Raw genomic sequence first — 17,192 nt, forward strand, 5'->3', positions numbered from 1 at the left:
AAGATCAGTCCCCGTAGAACGAGCGAATGTCGATATCACTCAAAGGGATCCACTCCGCCGAATGTGTGGATGTCGACTTCTTTCCAGCCTTGACCGGTGCACTCCGTAACGTCACCGCAACTGCAGGTTCCTCGTCGATTCGCCCGGCGAGGGCGTAGATCGCGGCGAGATGGTGAACGCACGGCGAGCGTCGACCTGAGCAGTCGCAGCTGGCAGTGCACTCCGAAAGATCAACGGCTACTGCGATATTTCGAGCCTGCAGTTCGGTGACGATGCTGTCCGGCAGTTCGCCGGTGGAGACGGATCTGTTCGCCTTTCCAGCCGAACGGAGAAGGCTCTTCACTGCAGCGATTTCGGATTTGGTCCAGAGCGGGACACCAATCGTCACTGACGAAGTTTTTGCCTTGGTGCTCACTTCGGCTACGACGGTCCCCGACGAGACGACGGTGAACTCCACGGAACCGTTGCGTGCGAGGGTGCGAGCTGTCGGCAGGGACGGGTTCGGACCGGACGCCGCGGTCCGCTCCACCGTGCGCAGCCACGCTCGACCCCAAGCGGTGACGCCGAATTCGTTGGCCATCAGATGATCACCGCGCCGTCGAGTTCGAGAAGTTCACGCAGTTCGGTGTCGGGGAGATCGGCCAGCGCGGCCTCGACGTTCCCGGAGACAGCATCGGCCACAGCTCGTTTGGACTCGTGCATCGCTGCTATGTGATCCTCGACGGTACCGCCCGTCACCAAGGTGTGGACGTTGACGGTGCGTTTCTGGCCGATGCGGTGTGCCCGGTCGGTTGCTTGATCCTCGACGGCTGGGTTCCACCACCGGTCGTAGTGCACGACATGACTTGCGCGCGTGAGGTTGAGGCCGAAGCCGGCGGCGCGCAAGCTCAGAATCAGAACCGGTGGTGAATCCGTGTCGTTCTGGAACGCGTCGACCATCGCGTCTCGTTTGTCGGTGTTCAGGCCGCCGTGGAGGAAAGGCACGGCACCGATACCCAGTTCGGCTCCCAGGTGTCGCGAGAGCATCTCGCCCATCGTCCGGTACTGCGTGAATATCAGCGCGCGATCGCCGTCGTCGACGATCTCGGAGATCATTTCCGTTGCGCGGTCGAGCTTTCCGGATCTTCCGTAGAGGTCGTCCGTATCGCCGGTGACCTGCGCCGGGTGATTGCATACCTGCTTGAGAGTGGTCAGAAGCGCAAGGATGTTGCCACGCCGGGCAATTCCCGTGCCCAATCCGGAGTCGAACGCATCGGCAACTGCCGACCGGTAGATGCGCGCCTGTTCCGACGTCAGAGTGCACGAGACCGTGGAGAACTGTTTGGGCGGAAGATCCTTGGCCACTGTGTCTTTGGTTCTGCGCAAAATGAAAGGATCGATCACCGCGGCAAGTCTGGTCGCCGCGGTGGCCGATCGACCGGATTCGATCGGGACGGCAAAGCGTTGACGAAACCGTGCGCGAGTTCCGAGGACGTCGGGATTTGCGACGCGAAAGAGTGACCACAATTCTTCGAGGCGGTTCTCCACCGGCGTGCCGGTCATCGCTACCTTGACGTCGGCCGACAACTGCATTGCTGCTTTCGCTGCCAGCGAAGAGGGGTTCTTGATCTGCTGTGCCTCGTCGAAGACCACTGAACTCCAATGGATCGGGGCCAATTGGTCTGCGTCGGAACGCAAGACGCTGTAGCTGGTCAGCACCGTGGTGCCGGCAGGAACACGAGTGGGAAGTGCGCGAGCGGTCCCGTGATGAACGTGCAGTGGCAGATGCGGAGCGAATCGCTCGATCTCGCGGCGCCAGTTTCCGATGACCGAGGTGGGACACACAACCAGGTGTGGACCGTCGTCGGCGCGGATCGCGATCATCGAAATCGCTTGCAGTGTCTTGCCCAAACCCATCTCGTCGGCGAGAATTCCACCGCCCGAACCCGACAGTGCCGTCAGCCAGGCGACTCCATGCACTTGATACGGGCGCAATGTCGCCTGAATCTTTGCTCGGCGAAGACTCTCGATGGCTGCGCGCGCATCCGTGAACAACTGCACCGTGGACCGGGCGCTTCTGATTTTCGTGTCGTCGCGCTCGATCGCGGCATGCGCTGCAGTCGGAATGTCATGTGCCCCGGTGTCGATGACGCGCTTCCATGCGAGCAGCGACGATCCGAGGTCGCCGCGACCAGCATCGAGGTTGTGGAACGCGTCGATCGCGGTGGTGAGGTCGAGCAGTTGCGCTCCGACGTCGGTTGCTGTGATCGACTCGTCGACCGGGATCGCAAGCCTGCACACGCCCGGCGACCCGGTCGGCATCCCCAGTGCCGACAGCCGCGCTGCCGGGTCTGCGTCACCCCAGAACGCGAAGGACATGTGCTCGGGAATGTACGTAGCCTGCAGGCGCGTCGAGCATGGCTGATTCACGTTCGCCGATGCTAGCCGCGCCGGCTCACGTTCGCCAATGAGAATGTCGGGAAAACCCGCAGATCAGCTGTGGTTTTCCCGACATTGACGAATCCTGAAAACGTGGCTCTGTGCCGAATCAGCGAGCCGTACGTGCGAACTCCATCGTTCGGCGAAGCAGTCCGGCGACGGCGTCCGCCTCCGTCAGGAAGCCGTCGTGGCCGTCCTTGGACTTGAGAATCTCGAGGCCGCTGCACGTGGAAATTCCGTCGGCGATCTCCTCCTGCAAACGGAGGGGATACAGCCGATCCGAATCCACGCCGCCCACGACGACCGGTGCCGTGATCGATGCCAACGCCGCTGCAACGCCGCCGCGTCCACGGCCGATGTCGTGCCGGTTCATGGCCTCGGTCAGGAGGACGTACGTGCTCGGGTCGAAGCGGTCGACCAGCTTGTCTGCCTGATGTTCCAGGTAACTCTGCACAGCGTATCGTCCACCGTTCCACGGGTTTTCATCGTTCTGAGCGGAGTTCTCGAAGCGCGCATCCAGTTCGGACTCGGTGCGGTACGTGAGGTGCGCGATGCGACGGGCGATGCCGAGTCCGGTGCGAGGTGCCCGCCCCGTTCCGTGGTAGTCACCGCCCTGCCAATCCGGATCGGAGACGATGGCAGCGATCTGCGTCGTCTGGGTGCCGATCTGATCTGCAGTGGCCCGTGAACCGGTTGCGAGAACCAACGCGGAGCGAATGCTGTCCGGGTACGTAACTGCCCATTCGAGGGTGCGCATGCCGCCCATGGATCCGCCGACCACCGAGGCCAACTGGTCGATCCCGAGGAGATCGACGAGCTTCTTCTCCGCCGCGATCTGATCCCGGATGGAAATTTCCGGGAACCGGCTGCCCCACGGCTTGCCGTCGTCGGCCAGTGAACTGGGACCGGTCGTGCCGCGACAACCACCGAGGACATTTGTTGCGATGACGCACCATTCGCCGGTGTCGATCGGTTCGCCGGGGCCTACCATCCCGTTCCACCAGCCGGGGGAGGGCTGATTCGCGGAGATCGGTCCGGTGACGTGTGAGTCTCCGGTCAGTGCGTGCTCGACGAGTACGACGTTGTCGCGGTTCGGGGACAGCTCACCCCAGCGCTGAACGGCGAGCGAAACGGATGGGAGTACCGCGCCGCTTTCGAGTTCCAGGGCGCCGATGTCGACGAACCCCACCTGACCGTCGGCCGGGGGCAGGAGGTCGATCCTGGGCTCCAATTCGTTCACGGTCACGAGTTTGCCACCGCAGCCAGGCCGACGGTGAGATCGGCGAGGATGTCGTCGATTCCTTCGATGCCGACCGCGAGGCGGACCAGTCCGGGCGTGACACCCGAAGCGAGCTGCTCTTCGGGGGTGAGCTGCGAGTGCGTCGTCGACGCGGGGTGGATCACGAGTGAGCGAACGTCACCGATGTTTGCGACGTGGCTGTGCAGCGTCAGGGCGTTGACGAACGTCTTGCCCGCATCGATACCGCCGGGCAGCTCGAAGGTGACGATGGCGCCGGTTCCCTTGGGCGTCAGCTGCTTTCCACGTTCGAACCATGGCGAGGAGGGAAGTCCCGCGTAGGAAACGGAGGCCACCTCGACGTGGCCGTCGAGGAATTCGGCGACCTTCTGTGCATTGGATACGTGGCGCTCGATGCGCAGGCTCAAGGTTTCGATACCCTGCGCGATGAGGAACGCGTTGAATGGCGCCACGGCGGAACCGAGATCGCGCAGCAGTTGGACGCGGGCCTTGAGTGCGAACGCCGGCGCGCCGAGGTCCGCGAAGGTGACGCCGTGGTAGCTGGGATCAGGCGTCGTGAAGTTCGTGTGGCGACCTTGCGTCCAGTCGAAAGTGCCACCGTCGACGATGACGCCGGCGATCGCGGTGCCGTGTCCACCAAGGTATTTGGTGGCGGAGTGAACGACGATGTCGGCGCCGTGTTCGAGTGGGCGAAGCAGGTACGGCGTCGCGACTGTGTTGTCCACGATCAACGGAAGACCGTTCTCGTGGGCCAGTGACGAGATACCGGGTAGGTCGAGGATGTGGTTCTTCGGATTGGCGATCGTTTCGCCGTAGAACGCCTTCGTATTCGGGCGAATGGCTTCGCGCCACTGCTCGAGATTGTCGGGATCCTCGACGAACGTGACTTCGATACCCAGCTTGCGAAGGGTGTAGTGCAGGAGGTTATACGTGCCGCCGTACAGGTACGGGCTGGAGACGATGTGGTCGCCGGCCTCGGCGATGTTGAGGATCGCGATGGTCTCGGCGGCCTGACCCGAGGAGAGGAGGAGTGCGGCGACTCCGCCTTCGAGGGCAGCGATGCGCTGCTCGACGGCGTCCTGTGTGGGATTCATGATCCGCGTGTAGATGTTGCCCGGCTCGGCGAGGCCGAACAGTGCAGCAGCGTGATCGGTGCTGTCGAAGACGTAGCTGGTGGTCTGGTAGATCGGCAGAGCGCGCGCATTTGTGGCGGTGTCCGCTGTTTGTCCGGCGTGCACCTGCTTGGTCTCGAACGACCAGTTCGCGGTCGGATCCGAAGTTGCTGCGGCGTCGGCTGTGTTGTCGGTCATGATCTGTTCACTCCAGTGGTCTGACGGATAGATGTCGGACGGGGGCGAATGATCGCCGCCCCGTGCTGGGGTCTATCTACAAGTGCGACACATACTGAAATACCTCCGTGGGGCTCGGCCCGGTCTGGGGTCCGTCCCTGTCGGACCCGCGCTTGTCACCCGAATTTCGGTGGAACTGCGCGAGCAGATCCACGTCGGGAAACCTGGTCATCACCCGGGGCACCCCACCGCGGTTGGAGGGTTGCCGTCCAGCGAGCCGGGGCTTGACGCTGGCACTCATGACCAAGTCGGATTCTACCGGGAAGTGAGCGCAGTCCTGACACGGGGCGAAATGTGAGCCGCAACCGCACGCGAGGCAGAGCGACGCAGCCCACTAGCAGGCAAAAGTTACTCGCGAGTAGAGACCGATGAGTGGACCTGCCGGTTGCGGCCTCACGGGTTAGCAGTACGCTTGTCTTGTTTGGGACTCATCTCCCGAGATCAGTCCACACCGTCTAGGTTTGATAATCGAACCGTTCGCGGACCCACTCACAAAGTGTGACCGCAACCGTGTAACCAGGGAAACTTCCTAGGAGGACGCGAAGCACCCATGTCCAAAATCAAGGTTGAGGGCACCGTCGTCGAACTCGACGGCGATGAGATGACGCGCATTATCTGGCAGTTCATCAAAGACAAGTTGATCCATCCGTATCTCGATGTGAACCTCGAGTACTACGACCTCGGTATCGAGTACCGCGACGAGACCGACGACCAGGTCACCATCGACGCAGCGCACGCGATCCAGAAGCACGGCGTCGGCGTCAAATGCGCCACGATCACGCCGGACGAGGCACGTGTCGAGGAATTCGGTCTCAAGAAGATGTGGCGTTCCCCGAACGGAACGATCCGCAACATTCTCGGCGGCACGATCTTCCGCGCACCGATCATCATCTCCAACGTTCCGCGACTCGTTCCGGGCTGGACCAAGCCGATCATCATCGGCCGTCACGCATTCGGCGACCAGTACCGCGCCACAGACTTCAAGGTCCCCGGCCCCGGCAAGGTGATGATCACCTACACGCCTGAGGACGGCAGCGCACCGATCGAGCACGAACTGGTCAACTTCCCCGAAGAGGGCGGCGTCGTCCAGGGGCAGTACAACTTCACCACGTCCATCCGTGACTTCGCTCGCGCGTCGCTCACCTACGGACTGCAGCAGAACTACCCGGTGTACCTGTCCACCAAGAACACCATTCTCAAGGCGTACGACGGTGCCTTCAAGGACATCTTCCAGCACGTCTACGAGACCGAGTTCAAGGCTGAGTTCGATGCTGCAGGTCTGACCTACGAGCACCGCCTCATCGACGACATGGTCGCTTCCGCACTCAAGTGGGAGGGCGGATACGTCTGGGCATGCAAGAACTACGACGGCGACGTCCAGTCCGACACCGTGGCCCAGGGCTTCGGCTCGCTCGGCCTCATGACGTCGGTTCTGCTGACACCGGACGGAAAGACCTGTGAGGCAGAGGCTGCTCACGGCACCGTGACGCGTCACTACCGTCAGCACCAGCAGGGCAAGCCCACCTCGACCAACCCGATCGCGTCCATCTTCGCGTGGACCCGCGGGCTCGAGCATCGTGGCAAGCTCGACAGCACCCCTGAGGTCATCGGCTTCGCGCAGGCGCTCGAAGACGTTGTCATCAAGACCGTCGAAAGCGGCCAGATGACCAAGGACCTCTCGATGCTGGTCGGCGGCGATCAGGGCTACCTGACCACCGAGGAGTTCCTCGGCGCGCTCGACGTGAACCTGCAGAAGGCCATGGCCGCGAAGTAGATTCACCGCTTCACCTGTCAAATGGGACGTCTGGGAAACCGGGCGTCCCATTTGTGTTCGCGGTCTCACGTGAGTGAACTCACCCGCTCTCACTTGGAAGTTCAACCAGATGTGAGACCACAATTGATCAGTGACTTCGTCTACCCTCTCCCGTTCTGACACCTCGACACCCGGGGTTCGTTCCGCCAGAGGTCCGGCGATGCTCGCTCTCGCTCTCGGCGGTTTCGGTATCGGCACAACCGAGTTCGTCGCAATGGGATTGCTCCCGGAGATGGCATCCGGACTCGGCGTCTCGGAACCCGTCGCGGGTCACGTGATCTCGGCGTACGCGCTCGGGGTTGTCGTCGGCGCTCCGCTGATCGCTGCACTCACCGCACGAGTACCGCGCCGCACCCTGTTGATCGCACTCATGGTCGCGTTCACCGTCGGCAATGCCGCCTCGGTTTTCGCGCCCTCGTACACGACGCTGATGATGGCCCGCTTCGTCGCCGGATTGCCGCACGGCGCGTATTTCGGAGTCGCCGCACTGGTCGCAGCTCACCTGGCCGAACCGGGAAAACGCGCGAAGGCCGTCGCGATGGTGATGATGGGTCTTTCCGTGGCCAACGTGATCGGTGTGCCGGTCGCGGCCTGGATCGGCCAGGCACTCGGCTGGCGCAGTGCCTTCGCCTTGGTCGCCGTGATCGGGGTGGCAACGGTTGCTTCGCTGTTCGTCTGGATTCCGCGGTTGGACGGTATGCCGGTGACGAATCCGATCACCGAACTCGGGGCACTGGGCCGCGTTCAGGTGTGGATGACCTTGATCGTGGGCATGGTCGGATTCGGCGGGATGTTTGCCGTCTACACCTACATCAGTACGACTCTCACCGACGTGTCCGGGCTTGGCGCTTCGTTCATTCCCCTCGCACTCATGCTGTACGGACTGGGCATGGTGGCCGGCAACTTCGTCGGTGGATACCTCGCGGATCGCGCACTGATGAAGGGCTTGTTCCTGTCGATGGGATCCCTCGTTGTGATCCTCGCGGTCTTCGTGATCGCCGTGCGCAATCCGTACACGGCACTGATCTTCGTCTTCCTCATCGGGCTCGCCGGGTCGTCGATGGTGCCTGGCCTCCAGACACGGTTGATGGATGTCGCCGAGGATGCTCAGACCTTGGCCGCGTCTCTCAATCACGCCGCACTCAACATCGCCAACGCCTTCGGAGCGTGGATCGGCGGCGTCGTCATCGCAGCCGGTTACGGGTACACCGCGCCGGCAGCGGTGGGGTCGTTGCTGGCCGTCGCGGGTCTCGTCGTGCTGGCGGTGGCGGTGATTCTGCAGCGTAGGGCCGCGCGCTGACCTGGGCGCCCATCCGCGTCGGTGGAATCGGCTACGGTGCTTGCCGTGCCACAAACTGCTGACTCCCACATTCTTGCGCCCCACACCATCACGTCCGTGAACGTCAACGGCGTTCGAGCAGCTGCCCGCAAGGGCATGCTCGACTGGCTGGAGAAGACGTCGGCGGATTTCATCTGCCTTCAGGAAACGCGTGCGTCGGACGACCAGCTTCGCGAGACCCTCGAGCCGGCACTCGGCAACGGATGGTTCCTGGTCTCCGCCGAGCCGTCCGCGAAGGGACGCAACGGAGTCGCGGTGCTCTCACGCACGGAACCTGACGCGGTGCGGATCGGTCACGGGGACGACGAGTTTCTCGACGCCGGTCGATACATCGAAGCCGACTTCGCCGATCTGACCGTCGCGAGCCTGTACCTGCCCTCCGGTGAGGCGCTCACGCCGAAGCAGGAGGAGAAGGAGCGGTTCATGGCATCCTTCGCAGTTCACCTCGCCTCCACCGCTGCAGCGGCCGAGGCTGCCGATCGTCACGTGGTGGTCAGCGGCGATTGGAACATCGCGCACACCGAACTCGACCTCAAGAACTGGAAGACCAACAAGAAGTCCTCGGGATTCCTCCCCGAGGAGCGCGCCTGGATGGATCTGCTGTTCGCCGAAGATTCCGCGTGGGTGGACGTCTTCCGCACCCTCCATCCGGGTGTTGACGGCCCGTACTCGTGGTGGTCGTACCGCGGAAAGGCATTCGACAACGATTCGGGTTGGCGTATCGATTACCAGATTGCCACTCGCGGATACGCCGAGCGGGCCAAGGTCGCGCTCGTGGAACGCGCTGAGTCCTACGACCTCCGTTGGTCGGATCATGCGCCTGTCACCGTCTCGTACCGATAGAGACGCGTATGTCTGAAGGTCTGAAAATGCCGAGCGCAAAGACGCGCAACGCCATCATCACCGTCGTGGTGGCGGTGGTTGCGCTCGTACTGGCGGTCACCCTTTCTTCACGTGACTCCGACAGTTCGGCGTCGTCGGTGACGAAGTCCTCGAGTGCCCAGTCCTCGACTGTTCAAGCCAAGCCTGGCGCCACCACCAAGGCCTCGCCGTCGAGTTCCGCGCCCTCGAATTCCGCTGCCAAGCCAACGCAGCAGACGAACAGCGATGCGCCGGCGCGAGTGCTCGCCACGCTGGTGGAGATCGACGCCGGGAGGTGGCCGGATTCCGCCAATGCGCCGGGCACCAAGGGCGGCATCACCTTCCGCAACAGCGAAGGACGTCTACCCGCTGTCGGTGCCGGTGGCGGACGTGTCGTCTATCAGGAATGGGACGTGAACCCGAAGAAGAACGGCCAAGGACGCGACGCCGAGCGAATCGTCACCGGCAACGACGGTTCGGCGTGGTACACCCTCGATCACTACGACACGTTTGTGAGGATTCGCTGATGTCCGATTCGTCTACGGTCAGCGTGGCGCAGTGGCTGGATCCGTCTTCGGATGTGGCTTCGGTGGCGCTGCAGAGCGACCCGGCCGTTGCAGATGATCTTGCACGTCAACTCCGTGCCGAGAATTTTGTCGTTCGGGTGGTTCGCGGAGAGAACATGCGGACAACGGCGCAGGTCTTCGACGAGTTTGCGGCAGCCTTCCAGTTTCCGTCCCACTTCGGGCGAAATAAAGACGCTTTCGACGACGTCATGCGCGATCTCGACGACGTCCTCGGACTCGGCGCCGGATATGTAGTTGTGGTCCGAGGCGCGGGTTCTCTACTGTCCGAGCAACAGGATCAGTTGGAGTGGTTCTGCGAAACGATGGACTTCTACGCCGAAGAATGGGAACCCGTCGTTTTCCGGACCGTCTACCAGTTCGGTGCGGAGGACCTCACCGCCCACGGTGAAGACCTCGTCGAACTCGACTACCCGGGCACCACGCCACTGCACTGATTTCCACTCGTGAAAAGATCGGAACCATGTCGACCCCTGCAGAACAGAAGCCCACCGCAAAGCCTCGCGTGCTTTCCGGAATCCAGCCGACGTCGGATTCTTTCCACCTCGGCAACTACCTGGGTGCGCTGCAGCAGTGGGTTCCGTTGCAGGACGATTTCGACGCTTTCTACTTCATTCCGGATCTTCACGCCATCACGGTGACGCAGGACCCGAAGGAATTGCGTCGTCGCACCAAGGTTGCGGTGGCTCAGCTCCTTGCGGTGGGGATCGATCCGGATCGGGCGACGCTGTTCGTACAGAGTCAGGTTCCCGAGCACGCACAGTTGGCGTGGGTCCTGAACTGCATCACCGGTTTCGGTGAAGCCAGCCGTATGACGCAGTTCAAGGACAAGTCCGCCAAGCAAGGCAGCGACAACGCCAGTGTCGGCTTGTTCACGTATCCGGTTCTGATGGCCGCGGACATCCTTCTGTACCGCCCGCAGCGAGTTCCGGTGGGTGAGGATCAGCGTCAGCACCTCGAACTCGCACGCGATCTGGCCGGACGGTTCAACACCCGCTACGGCAAGGCGTTCGTCGTTCCCGAGCCGCAGATCATCAAGGGCACGGCAAAGATCTACGACCTGCAGGATCCGACCGCGAAGATGAGCAAGTCCGCTGCCAGTGCGGCCGGACTGATCAATCTGCTCGACGATCCGAAGGTGTCGGCGAAGAAGATCAAGTCGGCCGTCACCGACAACGAGCGCGAGATTCGTTTCGACCCGCAGGCCAAGCCGGGCGTCAGCAACCTGCTCACCATTCAGTCGGCTCTCTCGGGAGTACCGATCGAGACTCTGGTGGCCGGTTACGAGGGCAAGGGGTACGGCGACCTCAAGACCGATACCGCTGACGTGCTGACCGAGTTCGTCACCCCACTCAAGGCGAAGGTCGACGGTTACCTTGCCGACGAGGCAGAGCTGGATCGCATCATCGCGGCTGGAGCGCACCGCGCCCGTGAGGTGTCTTCACGCACTCTCGCCGCTGTCTATGACAAGGTCGGATTCCTGGCACCGAAGGGCTGACTTACGCGAATTCGGACTCACGACGCCTGACCGAACATGAGGGGGACGGCAATGGCTGACACGGACGACGACGCACCGAGCTTTCTCGAGAAGCAACGGGCAGCGCGACCCTGGCTCGATCATCTGGTTCGCGCGGCCGGACGGTTTCAAGAGCAAAAAGGCGACTATTACGCTGCTGGTATCACGTACTTCAGCGTTCTCGCGTTGATTCCGATCATGATGGTCGCGTTTGCAGTGGCCGGTTTCGTATTGGCCGGGCATCCCGAGTACCTGGAGTCGATTCAGGAGCAGATCACCAAGAGCATTCCGGGCAGCTTGGGTGACACCATCAACACGCTGATCGATTCGGCCATCGACTCGCGCGCGAGCGTCGGAATCTTCGGTCTCCTGGGTGCCGCGTACGCGGGTCTCGGTTGGATGGCAAACGTTCGCGACGCGCTGACGGCGATGTGGGAGAGCAAGCGCGAGCCGAAGGGTTTCGTACGTACCAAACTTGGTGACGCGGGGGCCCTCGTCGGTCTGGCTCTCGCCATGGTCGTCTCACTGGGAATGTCGGCGCTGAGCAGTGGGCCGGTTGCGACTCAGATCGTGAAATGGCTCAACCTCGAGAACATCACCGGTGTCGGCGTGGGGCTCAGAGTCATTTCACTGTTGCTCTCACTCCTGGCGACGTGGGCGGTGTTCCTGTGGGTGATCGCCCGGCTGCCGCGCGAGCCTGTCACGCTGCGTAGCGCTGCGCAGGCAGCGCTTATCGCCGCAGTTGTGTTCGAGATCTTCAAGCAGGTGGGTGCGATCTACCTCGCTGCCGTCACCAACGGACCAGCGGGCGTGGCATTCGGTCCGATCATCGGTTTGCTCGTGTTCGTGTTCACGGCGTCACGGATGCTGCTGTTCTGCACGGCGTGGGCGGCGACGACCAAGGAAAGTATGGCCCTGGCGTTCGTTCCGCCGCCGGATCCCGCCGTGATCTCGCCGCGAATCGTTGTCAGTGACGGTGCTTCACCGTCTCGCGTGGCTGCGCTGATCGCCACGGGTGCGGTTGCCGGCCTGGGTCTTTCGGGCTTCATGCGTCGTCGGCCGCGCTAGCGCCTCCGACGGTTGAGGGCAACGGCTCCCGCCACCAGCGCGATCACCACTACTCCGCCGACCGCACCGATGAGTATGCGGTCAGTGGTGTCGGATTCGGCGTCGGTAGCGGTGGGTGCAGCCGAGATCGAGCCTGGTGCAGCGGCAGACGGTGTGCGAGTGACCTCGGGCGAGGCATCGTCGGTGGATCGGTCCGTCAACGAGCCGACGGTTGTGCTCGCGGGGAGTGCATATCCGTAGTCGAGTAGACGGGCAGCTTGTTCCCAGGGACGGATCGGCTTGGCTTCGCCGCCCATCAATGTCACCAGTAGTTTCCGGCCGTTACGCTCCGCGCCACCCACATACGTGTGGCGGGCGTCGTCGGTGAAGCCGGTCTTGCCGCCCAATGCGCCGTCGTAGTTGTAGAGCAGCTGATTGTCGTTGGCGAGAGTGAATCCGGGGCGGTCCTGATCGTCGGGAATCGTCGGATCCTTGGGGAAGCCGGGAAATTCGACGGTCTCGGTATGGATCAGACCGGCAAACGTCGGATTCTGCAGGGCGGTATGGAAAATCACGGCCAGGTCGTACGGCGAGCTGCTCATCCCCGGGCCGTCGAGTCCGGATGGAGTTGCCGTGCGAGTGTCGGGGGCGCCGAGTTCGGCCGCGAGCGCGTTCATTTTCGACACGGCTGCAGCGTCACCGCCGAGTTGGCGGGCAAGAGCATGCGCGGCATCGTTTCCCGACGCCATGACCAGACCCTGCATCAGTTGCCGGTTGGTGTACTTGCCGCCCTTGCCGATGCCGACAGCGCTACCTTCAGCGTCCGCGTCTTCGGCCGTTGCGGTGATTTCGGTGTCGAGATCGAGTTCGTCGAGCGCGACAAGAGCCAAGAGCATCTTGATGGTGCTGGCCGGGCGGTAGCGACCGTGCGGATCTTTGGCGGCGAGGACCTCGCCGGTTTCGGCGTCCGCGAGTACCCATCCTGATGCCGCGATGTCGGCCGGGAGCGGGGGAGCGCCGTCAGGGAGCACAACACCGCACTCGCCGAGCTTGTCTCCACCGACGGGGCTTTCCGGAATCGGGACAGCAGTCGGGGCCGTGGATCCGGGCGCGGGTGCTTCGGAGAGATCGATCGCCGGTGCCGGGCTACTCGTGAACGGGCAGCTGTCGGTGTTGGGTGTTGTGAACGGCGCTTCGGTGGTGGTGGTGGTGGGCGGCGGCGGGGCCGGTTGGGCGCCGGCCACTCCCGAGGTCCCTACGACACCGGTAAACGCAATGCTCCCTGAGAGCACTGTTCCGGCTACTGCCACTGCACACTTTCGACGCCACATCATCGATATACGAGGGTATGCGAACCTGAGGGAACGTCCGAATCGCCACGCAAGCAGAGGGATCGAAAACAGGCGATTCGGTTTGTACATCGGTCATAGTGGACGGATGAACTTCGCAGGCACGCGTGGACGCCAGACGCTCGCGGCAATGACGCTCGTTGGAGCATTGACCGCTGTCGTCGGATGTTCCGGCGATTCGGAACCGTCGGCCGAGAGCCAAATCTCTGCGGTCGTCGGTCAGAGTTTCGAATTCATGGCCGAAAGGGACTGGGAGGCAGTGGACAGCACTCAATGCAGTTCGATGCGCAGCGAGAGTCCGCGAGTCGAAGAGTCGCCGTTCGACGACGCACTTGCCAGTCTGAGGCTGGACGGAGTGGAGAACATCGTCGTGAACGGGGATTCGGCGACAGCCAACACTCGCCATTACAGCACCGAGGATCCGTCCGAGATGATGCGCGAAGACATCACGTTGATCAAGGAGAACGGTGCCTGGGTTGTGTGCTGACGTCTTTATGTGGTGACAATCGGAGATCGCCGCCGATGAGTTCCACCACCACGCAGAGTCTGTAACAGTGGGGTAGTCGGCTACTCGAATGGCGCACACGCACTGACGACAGGGGATCGGTATGGGCAAGATCGTGGTGACAGAATTCGTGTCCTTGGACATGGTGATGGAAGCTCCCGGTGGCGAACCGGGTTATGCGCACACTGGATGGGTCTTTCCGTACCAGGAGGGCGATCAGATGAAGTTCAAACTCGACGAAACCCTCGCCGCGGACGTCCTTCTGCTCGGGCGGCGGACCTACGAGAGCTTCGCCGGTGCCTGGCCCGAGCGCGAGGACGACCAAGGCTTTGCGGACAAGATGAACGAGATGCCCAAGTACGTCGTCACGAGTTCGACCGAACCGCTCGAATGGAACAACTCGACGGCGCTCGACGGTCCCATCGAGGAATCTGTCCCGAAGCTCAAGGAGCAGATCGACGGCGAGATCCTGGTCGCGGGAAGTCGGACGCTCGTCCACGCGTTGTTGCTGGCCGGTCTGGTCGACGAGCTTCGTCTGATGGTCTTCCCGGTCATTCTCGGGTCCGGCGGGAGAGTGTTCCCCGAATCGGCCGACAAGATCGTCCTCGAGTTGAAGGACGATCGTCGGTACGAATCCGGAGTTCAAGTACTGACGTACCACCCCACGGTCACGTAGACCTCTCGAAAACATCTGTGGCCGAGACTCTTCGAGAGTCTCGGCCACAGATGTCTTGCCGGCTAACTGTTCTCGGGGAATCCGAGGTTGATTCCGCCGTGGCTGGGGTCGAGCCAGCGACTGGTGACGGCTTTACCTCGCGTGAAGAAATGAACACCTTCTGTCCCGTGAGCGTGGGTGTCACCGAAGAGGCTGTTCTTCCAGCCGCCGAAGCTGTAGTAGGCCATGGGAACCGGGATGGGGACGTTGATGCCGATCATTCCGACCTCCACCTCGTTCTGGAAGCGTCGGGCAGCGCCGCCGTCGTTGGTGAAGATGGCGGTGCCGTTTCCGTACGGGTTGTTGTTGATCAGTTCGAGGGCTTGGTCGTAGGTATCGACACGCACGACGGACAGGACAGGTCCGAAGATTTCGTCGGTGTAGATCGACATGTCGGTGGTGACGTGGTCGATGAGGGTGGGCCCGAGCCAGAAGCCGTCCGGTCCACCATCGGCCTGAACTGTGCGTCCGTCGACCACGATCGTGGCACCGTCCTTCTCGCCGGCATCGACATAGGACGCGACTTTGTCGCGATGGGCCTTGGTGACGAGCGGACCCATGTCGGAGTTCTTGGTGCCGTCACCGGTGACGAGGGGAGTGGTGCGTTCGACGATCTTGGCAACCAGTTCGTCGGCGATGTCGCCGACTGCGACCAGGGCGGAGATCGCCATGCATCGTTCGCCCGCGGAGCCGAATCCCGCGTTGACCATTGCGTCGGCGGCGAGGTCGAGGTCGGCGTCCGGCAGAACGATGGCGTGGTTCTTGGCGCCGCCGAGTGCTTGCACGCGTTTGCCGTTGGCGGTGCCGGTGGCATAGACGTACTGGGCGATGGGGGTGGATCCGACAAACGAAATCGCTTTGACTGCTTTGTTTTCCAGAAGTTCGTCGACGGCGAGCTTGTCACCTTGGAGGACGTTGAAGACACCAGGAGGCAGACCGGCTTCGGCCCAGAGTTCGGCGAGCCAGATCGCGGCGGTGGGGTCCTTCTCCGAGGGCTTGAGAATCACGGTGTTCCCGGCGGCAATGGCGACCGGGAAGAACCACATCGGGACCATCGCGGGAAAGTTGAAGGGGGAGATGATGCCGACGGGGCCGAGGGGTTGGCGGATGGAGTAGACGTCGACCTTGGTCGATGCATTCTCGGTGTATCCGCCCTTGAGGAGATGCGGTATTCCGCAAGCGAATTCGACAACTTCCTGCCCGCGGCTGATTTCGCCGAGGGCGTCGGAGAGAACCTTGCCGTGCTCGGCTGTGATGATCTCGGCGAGTTCACCTTTGCGAGCATTGAGGAGTTCGCGGAAGCTGAACAGTACCTGTGTGCGCCGGGCCAGTGAGGTGTCACGCCAGGCGGGGAAGGCCGCCGCAGCCGCGTCGATGACAGCGCGGGCGTCCTCGAGGTTCGCCAGGGCCAGTCGGCCGGTGATCTGTCCGGTGGCGGGGTTGGTGACGGTGGCGGTGTCCTCGGACGTTCCGGCGAACGGCTTGCCGTCCAACCAGTGCGCGATGACACGAGTATCAGTGCTGGTCATGGTATTTCCTAGTGGTCTGGTGACTCAGGAGTTCGGGGAGGTGTACTTGGCGACGTAGTCGTTCATCGTCTCGCGCTGGTACCGGGAAACCTCGTGCGCGTTTTCGTTCTCGGCGAAGACGCTCGACACCATCACGGTGTTGTCGCGATCGTAGAAGCCGAGTTTATCGAGACCGCCGAAGAATTCGTCCCAGTTGACGTCTCCGTCACCGATTTTGAGATGCTGATGCACTCGAACGGCATTGCCTGGCGGGTTGGTGATGTAGCGCAGTCCGTGGGAACGGTGATGATCCATGGTGTCCGCCACGTGAACGAGTCGGACCATGTCGCCGGCGGCCTCCATGATGGCGGGAAGGTCCCCACCCATGTGGAATTGGTGGCACGCCACGATCACCATGCCGAGGTTCTTGGAGTTCACACCACGGATCGTGCGGATCGCGGCTAGTCCGTCTTCGACAAAATCGTCCGGGTGGGGGTCGATCAGGACGTCGATTCCCTCGCGTTCGATGATCGGAACCAGTTCCTCCATCGAACGATAGAACGCACGCTCGGACTCTTCGGCCTTTTCGGGGCGGCCGGAGAATTCGGTATTCATGACGTTGACACCGAGATCGACCGTGATCTGGATGGCCCGCTTCCAGTAACGCACGGCTGCTTCGCGAGCGTCCTCGTCCGGGCCGGACCACCGAAGGACCGGGAGCACCGACGCGATGCCGACTCCCGCACTCGCGCAGGCCTTCCGGAACTCGGTGACGAGCGCGTCGTCGGCTTTCGGGTGATTGAAGAACGGGATCATGTCGACGTGCGGTGTGAGCTGCAGGTACTCGTACCCGAGATCGGCAACAACCTGAGGTAGCTCGAGTAGTGAGTAATCGTGATGGAAAGGTGTGGGGTCGAGTGCGACCTTCAT

The 17,192-nt window shown here is 62.4% G+C and carries 16 protein-coding genes and 1 riboswitch; of the genes, 9 read left to right on the top strand and 7 right to left on the bottom strand.

Features of this window, described 5'->3' with window-relative positions; translation table 11 throughout:
* Nucleotides 1-4: 4 nt before the first annotated feature.
* The 4 genes from PCS43_RS09860 to PCS43_RS09875 form a co-directional block, all read right to left on the bottom strand.
* On the bottom strand, nucleotides 5-580 hold the full coding sequence (locus PCS43_RS09860) for a hypothetical protein (RefSeq protein WP_003940836.1): 576 nt from the start codon (nucleotides 578-580) through the stop codon (nucleotides 5-7).
* Nucleotides 580-2,409, bottom strand: coding sequence for a DEAD/DEAH box helicase (locus PCS43_RS09865; protein WP_270923027.1), 1,830 nt, complete (start codon nucleotides 2,407-2,409; stop codon nucleotides 580-582). The genes PCS43_RS09860 and PCS43_RS09865 overlap by 1 nt, the downstream gene beginning before the upstream one ends.
* Before the next feature lie 118 nt (nucleotides 2,410-2,527).
* On the bottom strand, nucleotides 2,528-3,664 hold the full coding sequence (metX, locus tag PCS43_RS09870; protein WP_209908106.1) for a homoserine O-acetyltransferase MetX: 1,137 nt from the start codon (nucleotides 3,662-3,664) through the stop codon (nucleotides 2,528-2,530).
* Nucleotides 3,661-4,986, bottom strand: a complete 1,326-nt coding sequence (locus tag PCS43_RS09875) for a bifunctional o-acetylhomoserine/o-acetylserine sulfhydrylase (RefSeq protein ID WP_007727392.1) — start codon at nucleotides 4,984-4,986, stop codon at nucleotides 3,661-3,663. Before PCS43_RS09875 ends, metX begins: the two co-directional genes overlap by 4 nt.
* 143 nt (nucleotides 4,987-5,129) lie before the next feature.
* Nucleotides 5,130-5,270, bottom strand: a riboswitch (SAM riboswitch).
* A 305-nt stretch (nucleotides 5,271-5,575) separates the two neighbouring features.
* Between PCS43_RS09875 and PCS43_RS09880 the strand changes: the two genes are divergently transcribed.
* The 7 genes from PCS43_RS09880 to yhjD all read left to right on the top strand — a co-directional run bounded on the left by PCS43_RS09880 (nucleotide 5,576) and on the right by yhjD (nucleotide 12,206).
* Nucleotides 5,576-6,799: an NADP-dependent isocitrate dehydrogenase gene (locus PCS43_RS09880; RefSeq protein WP_003940772.1), complete on the top strand. Its 1,224-nt coding sequence runs from the start codon at nucleotides 5,576-5,578 to the stop codon at nucleotides 6,797-6,799.
* A 130-nt stretch (nucleotides 6,800-6,929) separates the two neighbouring features.
* A complete protein-coding gene (locus PCS43_RS09885) occupies nucleotides 6,930-8,138 on the top strand; it encodes an MFS transporter (RefSeq protein WP_371714359.1) in 1,209 nt (402 codons plus the stop codon).
* A 36-nt stretch (nucleotides 8,139-8,174) separates the two neighbouring features.
* On the top strand, nucleotides 8,175-9,020 hold the full coding sequence (locus tag PCS43_RS09890) for an exodeoxyribonuclease III (protein WP_082654818.1): 846 nt from the start codon (nucleotides 8,175-8,177) through the stop codon (nucleotides 9,018-9,020).
* A gap of 26 nt (nucleotides 9,021-9,046) precedes the next feature.
* Complete coding sequence (locus PCS43_RS09895) at nucleotides 9,047-9,565, top strand: ribonuclease domain-containing protein (protein WP_065352886.1); 519 nt, start codon at nucleotides 9,047-9,049, stop codon at nucleotides 9,563-9,565.
* Nucleotides 9,565-10,059, top strand: a complete 495-nt coding sequence (locus tag PCS43_RS09900; RefSeq protein WP_030535081.1) for a barstar family protein — start codon at nucleotides 9,565-9,567, stop codon at nucleotides 10,057-10,059. The genes PCS43_RS09895 and PCS43_RS09900 overlap by 1 nt, the downstream gene beginning before the upstream one ends.
* Nucleotides 10,060-10,085: 26 nt before the next feature.
* Nucleotides 10,086-11,120, top strand: coding sequence for a tryptophan--tRNA ligase (gene trpS / locus PCS43_RS09905; RefSeq protein ID WP_003941025.1), 1,035 nt, complete (start codon nucleotides 10,086-10,088; stop codon nucleotides 11,118-11,120).
* 51 nt (nucleotides 11,121-11,171) lie between these two features.
* The gene (yhjD, locus tag PCS43_RS09910) at nucleotides 11,172-12,206 is read left to right on the top strand and encodes an inner membrane protein YhjD (protein ID WP_050654860.1); all 1,035 of its coding nucleotides are present in this window, start codon (nucleotides 11,172-11,174) and stop codon (nucleotides 12,204-12,206) included.
* Here yhjD and PCS43_RS09915 read toward each other — a convergent pair.
* A complete protein-coding gene (locus tag PCS43_RS09915) occupies nucleotides 12,203-13,519 on the bottom strand; it encodes a D-alanyl-D-alanine carboxypeptidase family protein (RefSeq protein ID WP_209908108.1) in 1,317 nt (438 codons plus the stop codon). The genes yhjD and PCS43_RS09915 overlap by 4 nt on opposite strands.
* 103 nt (nucleotides 13,520-13,622) lie before the next feature.
* On the opposite strand from PCS43_RS09915, the gene PCS43_RS09920 reads away from it, so the two are divergent.
* Nucleotides 13,623-14,021 carry an Rv0361 family membrane protein gene (locus PCS43_RS09920; RefSeq protein ID WP_021343646.1) on the top strand — a complete coding sequence of 133 codons (399 nt, stop codon included), beginning with the start codon at nucleotides 13,623-13,625 and terminating at the stop codon, nucleotides 14,019-14,021.
* A gap of 121 nt (nucleotides 14,022-14,142) precedes the next feature.
* The gene (locus PCS43_RS09925) at nucleotides 14,143-14,715 is read left to right on the top strand and encodes a dihydrofolate reductase family protein (RefSeq protein WP_003940686.1); all 573 of its coding nucleotides are present in this window, start codon (nucleotides 14,143-14,145) and stop codon (nucleotides 14,713-14,715) included.
* 62 nt (nucleotides 14,716-14,777) lie between these two features.
* On the opposite strand, the gene PCS43_RS09930 is transcribed toward PCS43_RS09925, so the two are convergent.
* Nucleotides 14,778-16,283: a CoA-acylating methylmalonate-semialdehyde dehydrogenase gene (locus PCS43_RS09930; protein ID WP_003941032.1), complete on the bottom strand. Its 1,506-nt coding sequence runs from the start codon at nucleotides 16,281-16,283 to the stop codon at nucleotides 14,778-14,780.
* A 24-nt stretch (nucleotides 16,284-16,307) separates the two neighbouring features.
* Nucleotides 16,308-17,192 carry a sugar phosphate isomerase/epimerase family protein gene (locus PCS43_RS09935; RefSeq protein WP_070162752.1) on the bottom strand — a complete coding sequence of 295 codons (885 nt, stop codon included), beginning with the start codon at nucleotides 17,190-17,192 and terminating at the stop codon, nucleotides 16,308-16,310.

The sequence above is a fragment of the Rhodococcus sp. C-2 genome (assembly GCF_027854095.1).
In the GTDB taxonomy this organism is placed as follows: Bacteria; Actinomycetota; Actinomycetes; order Mycobacteriales; family Mycobacteriaceae; genus Rhodococcus_F; species Rhodococcus_F qingshengii.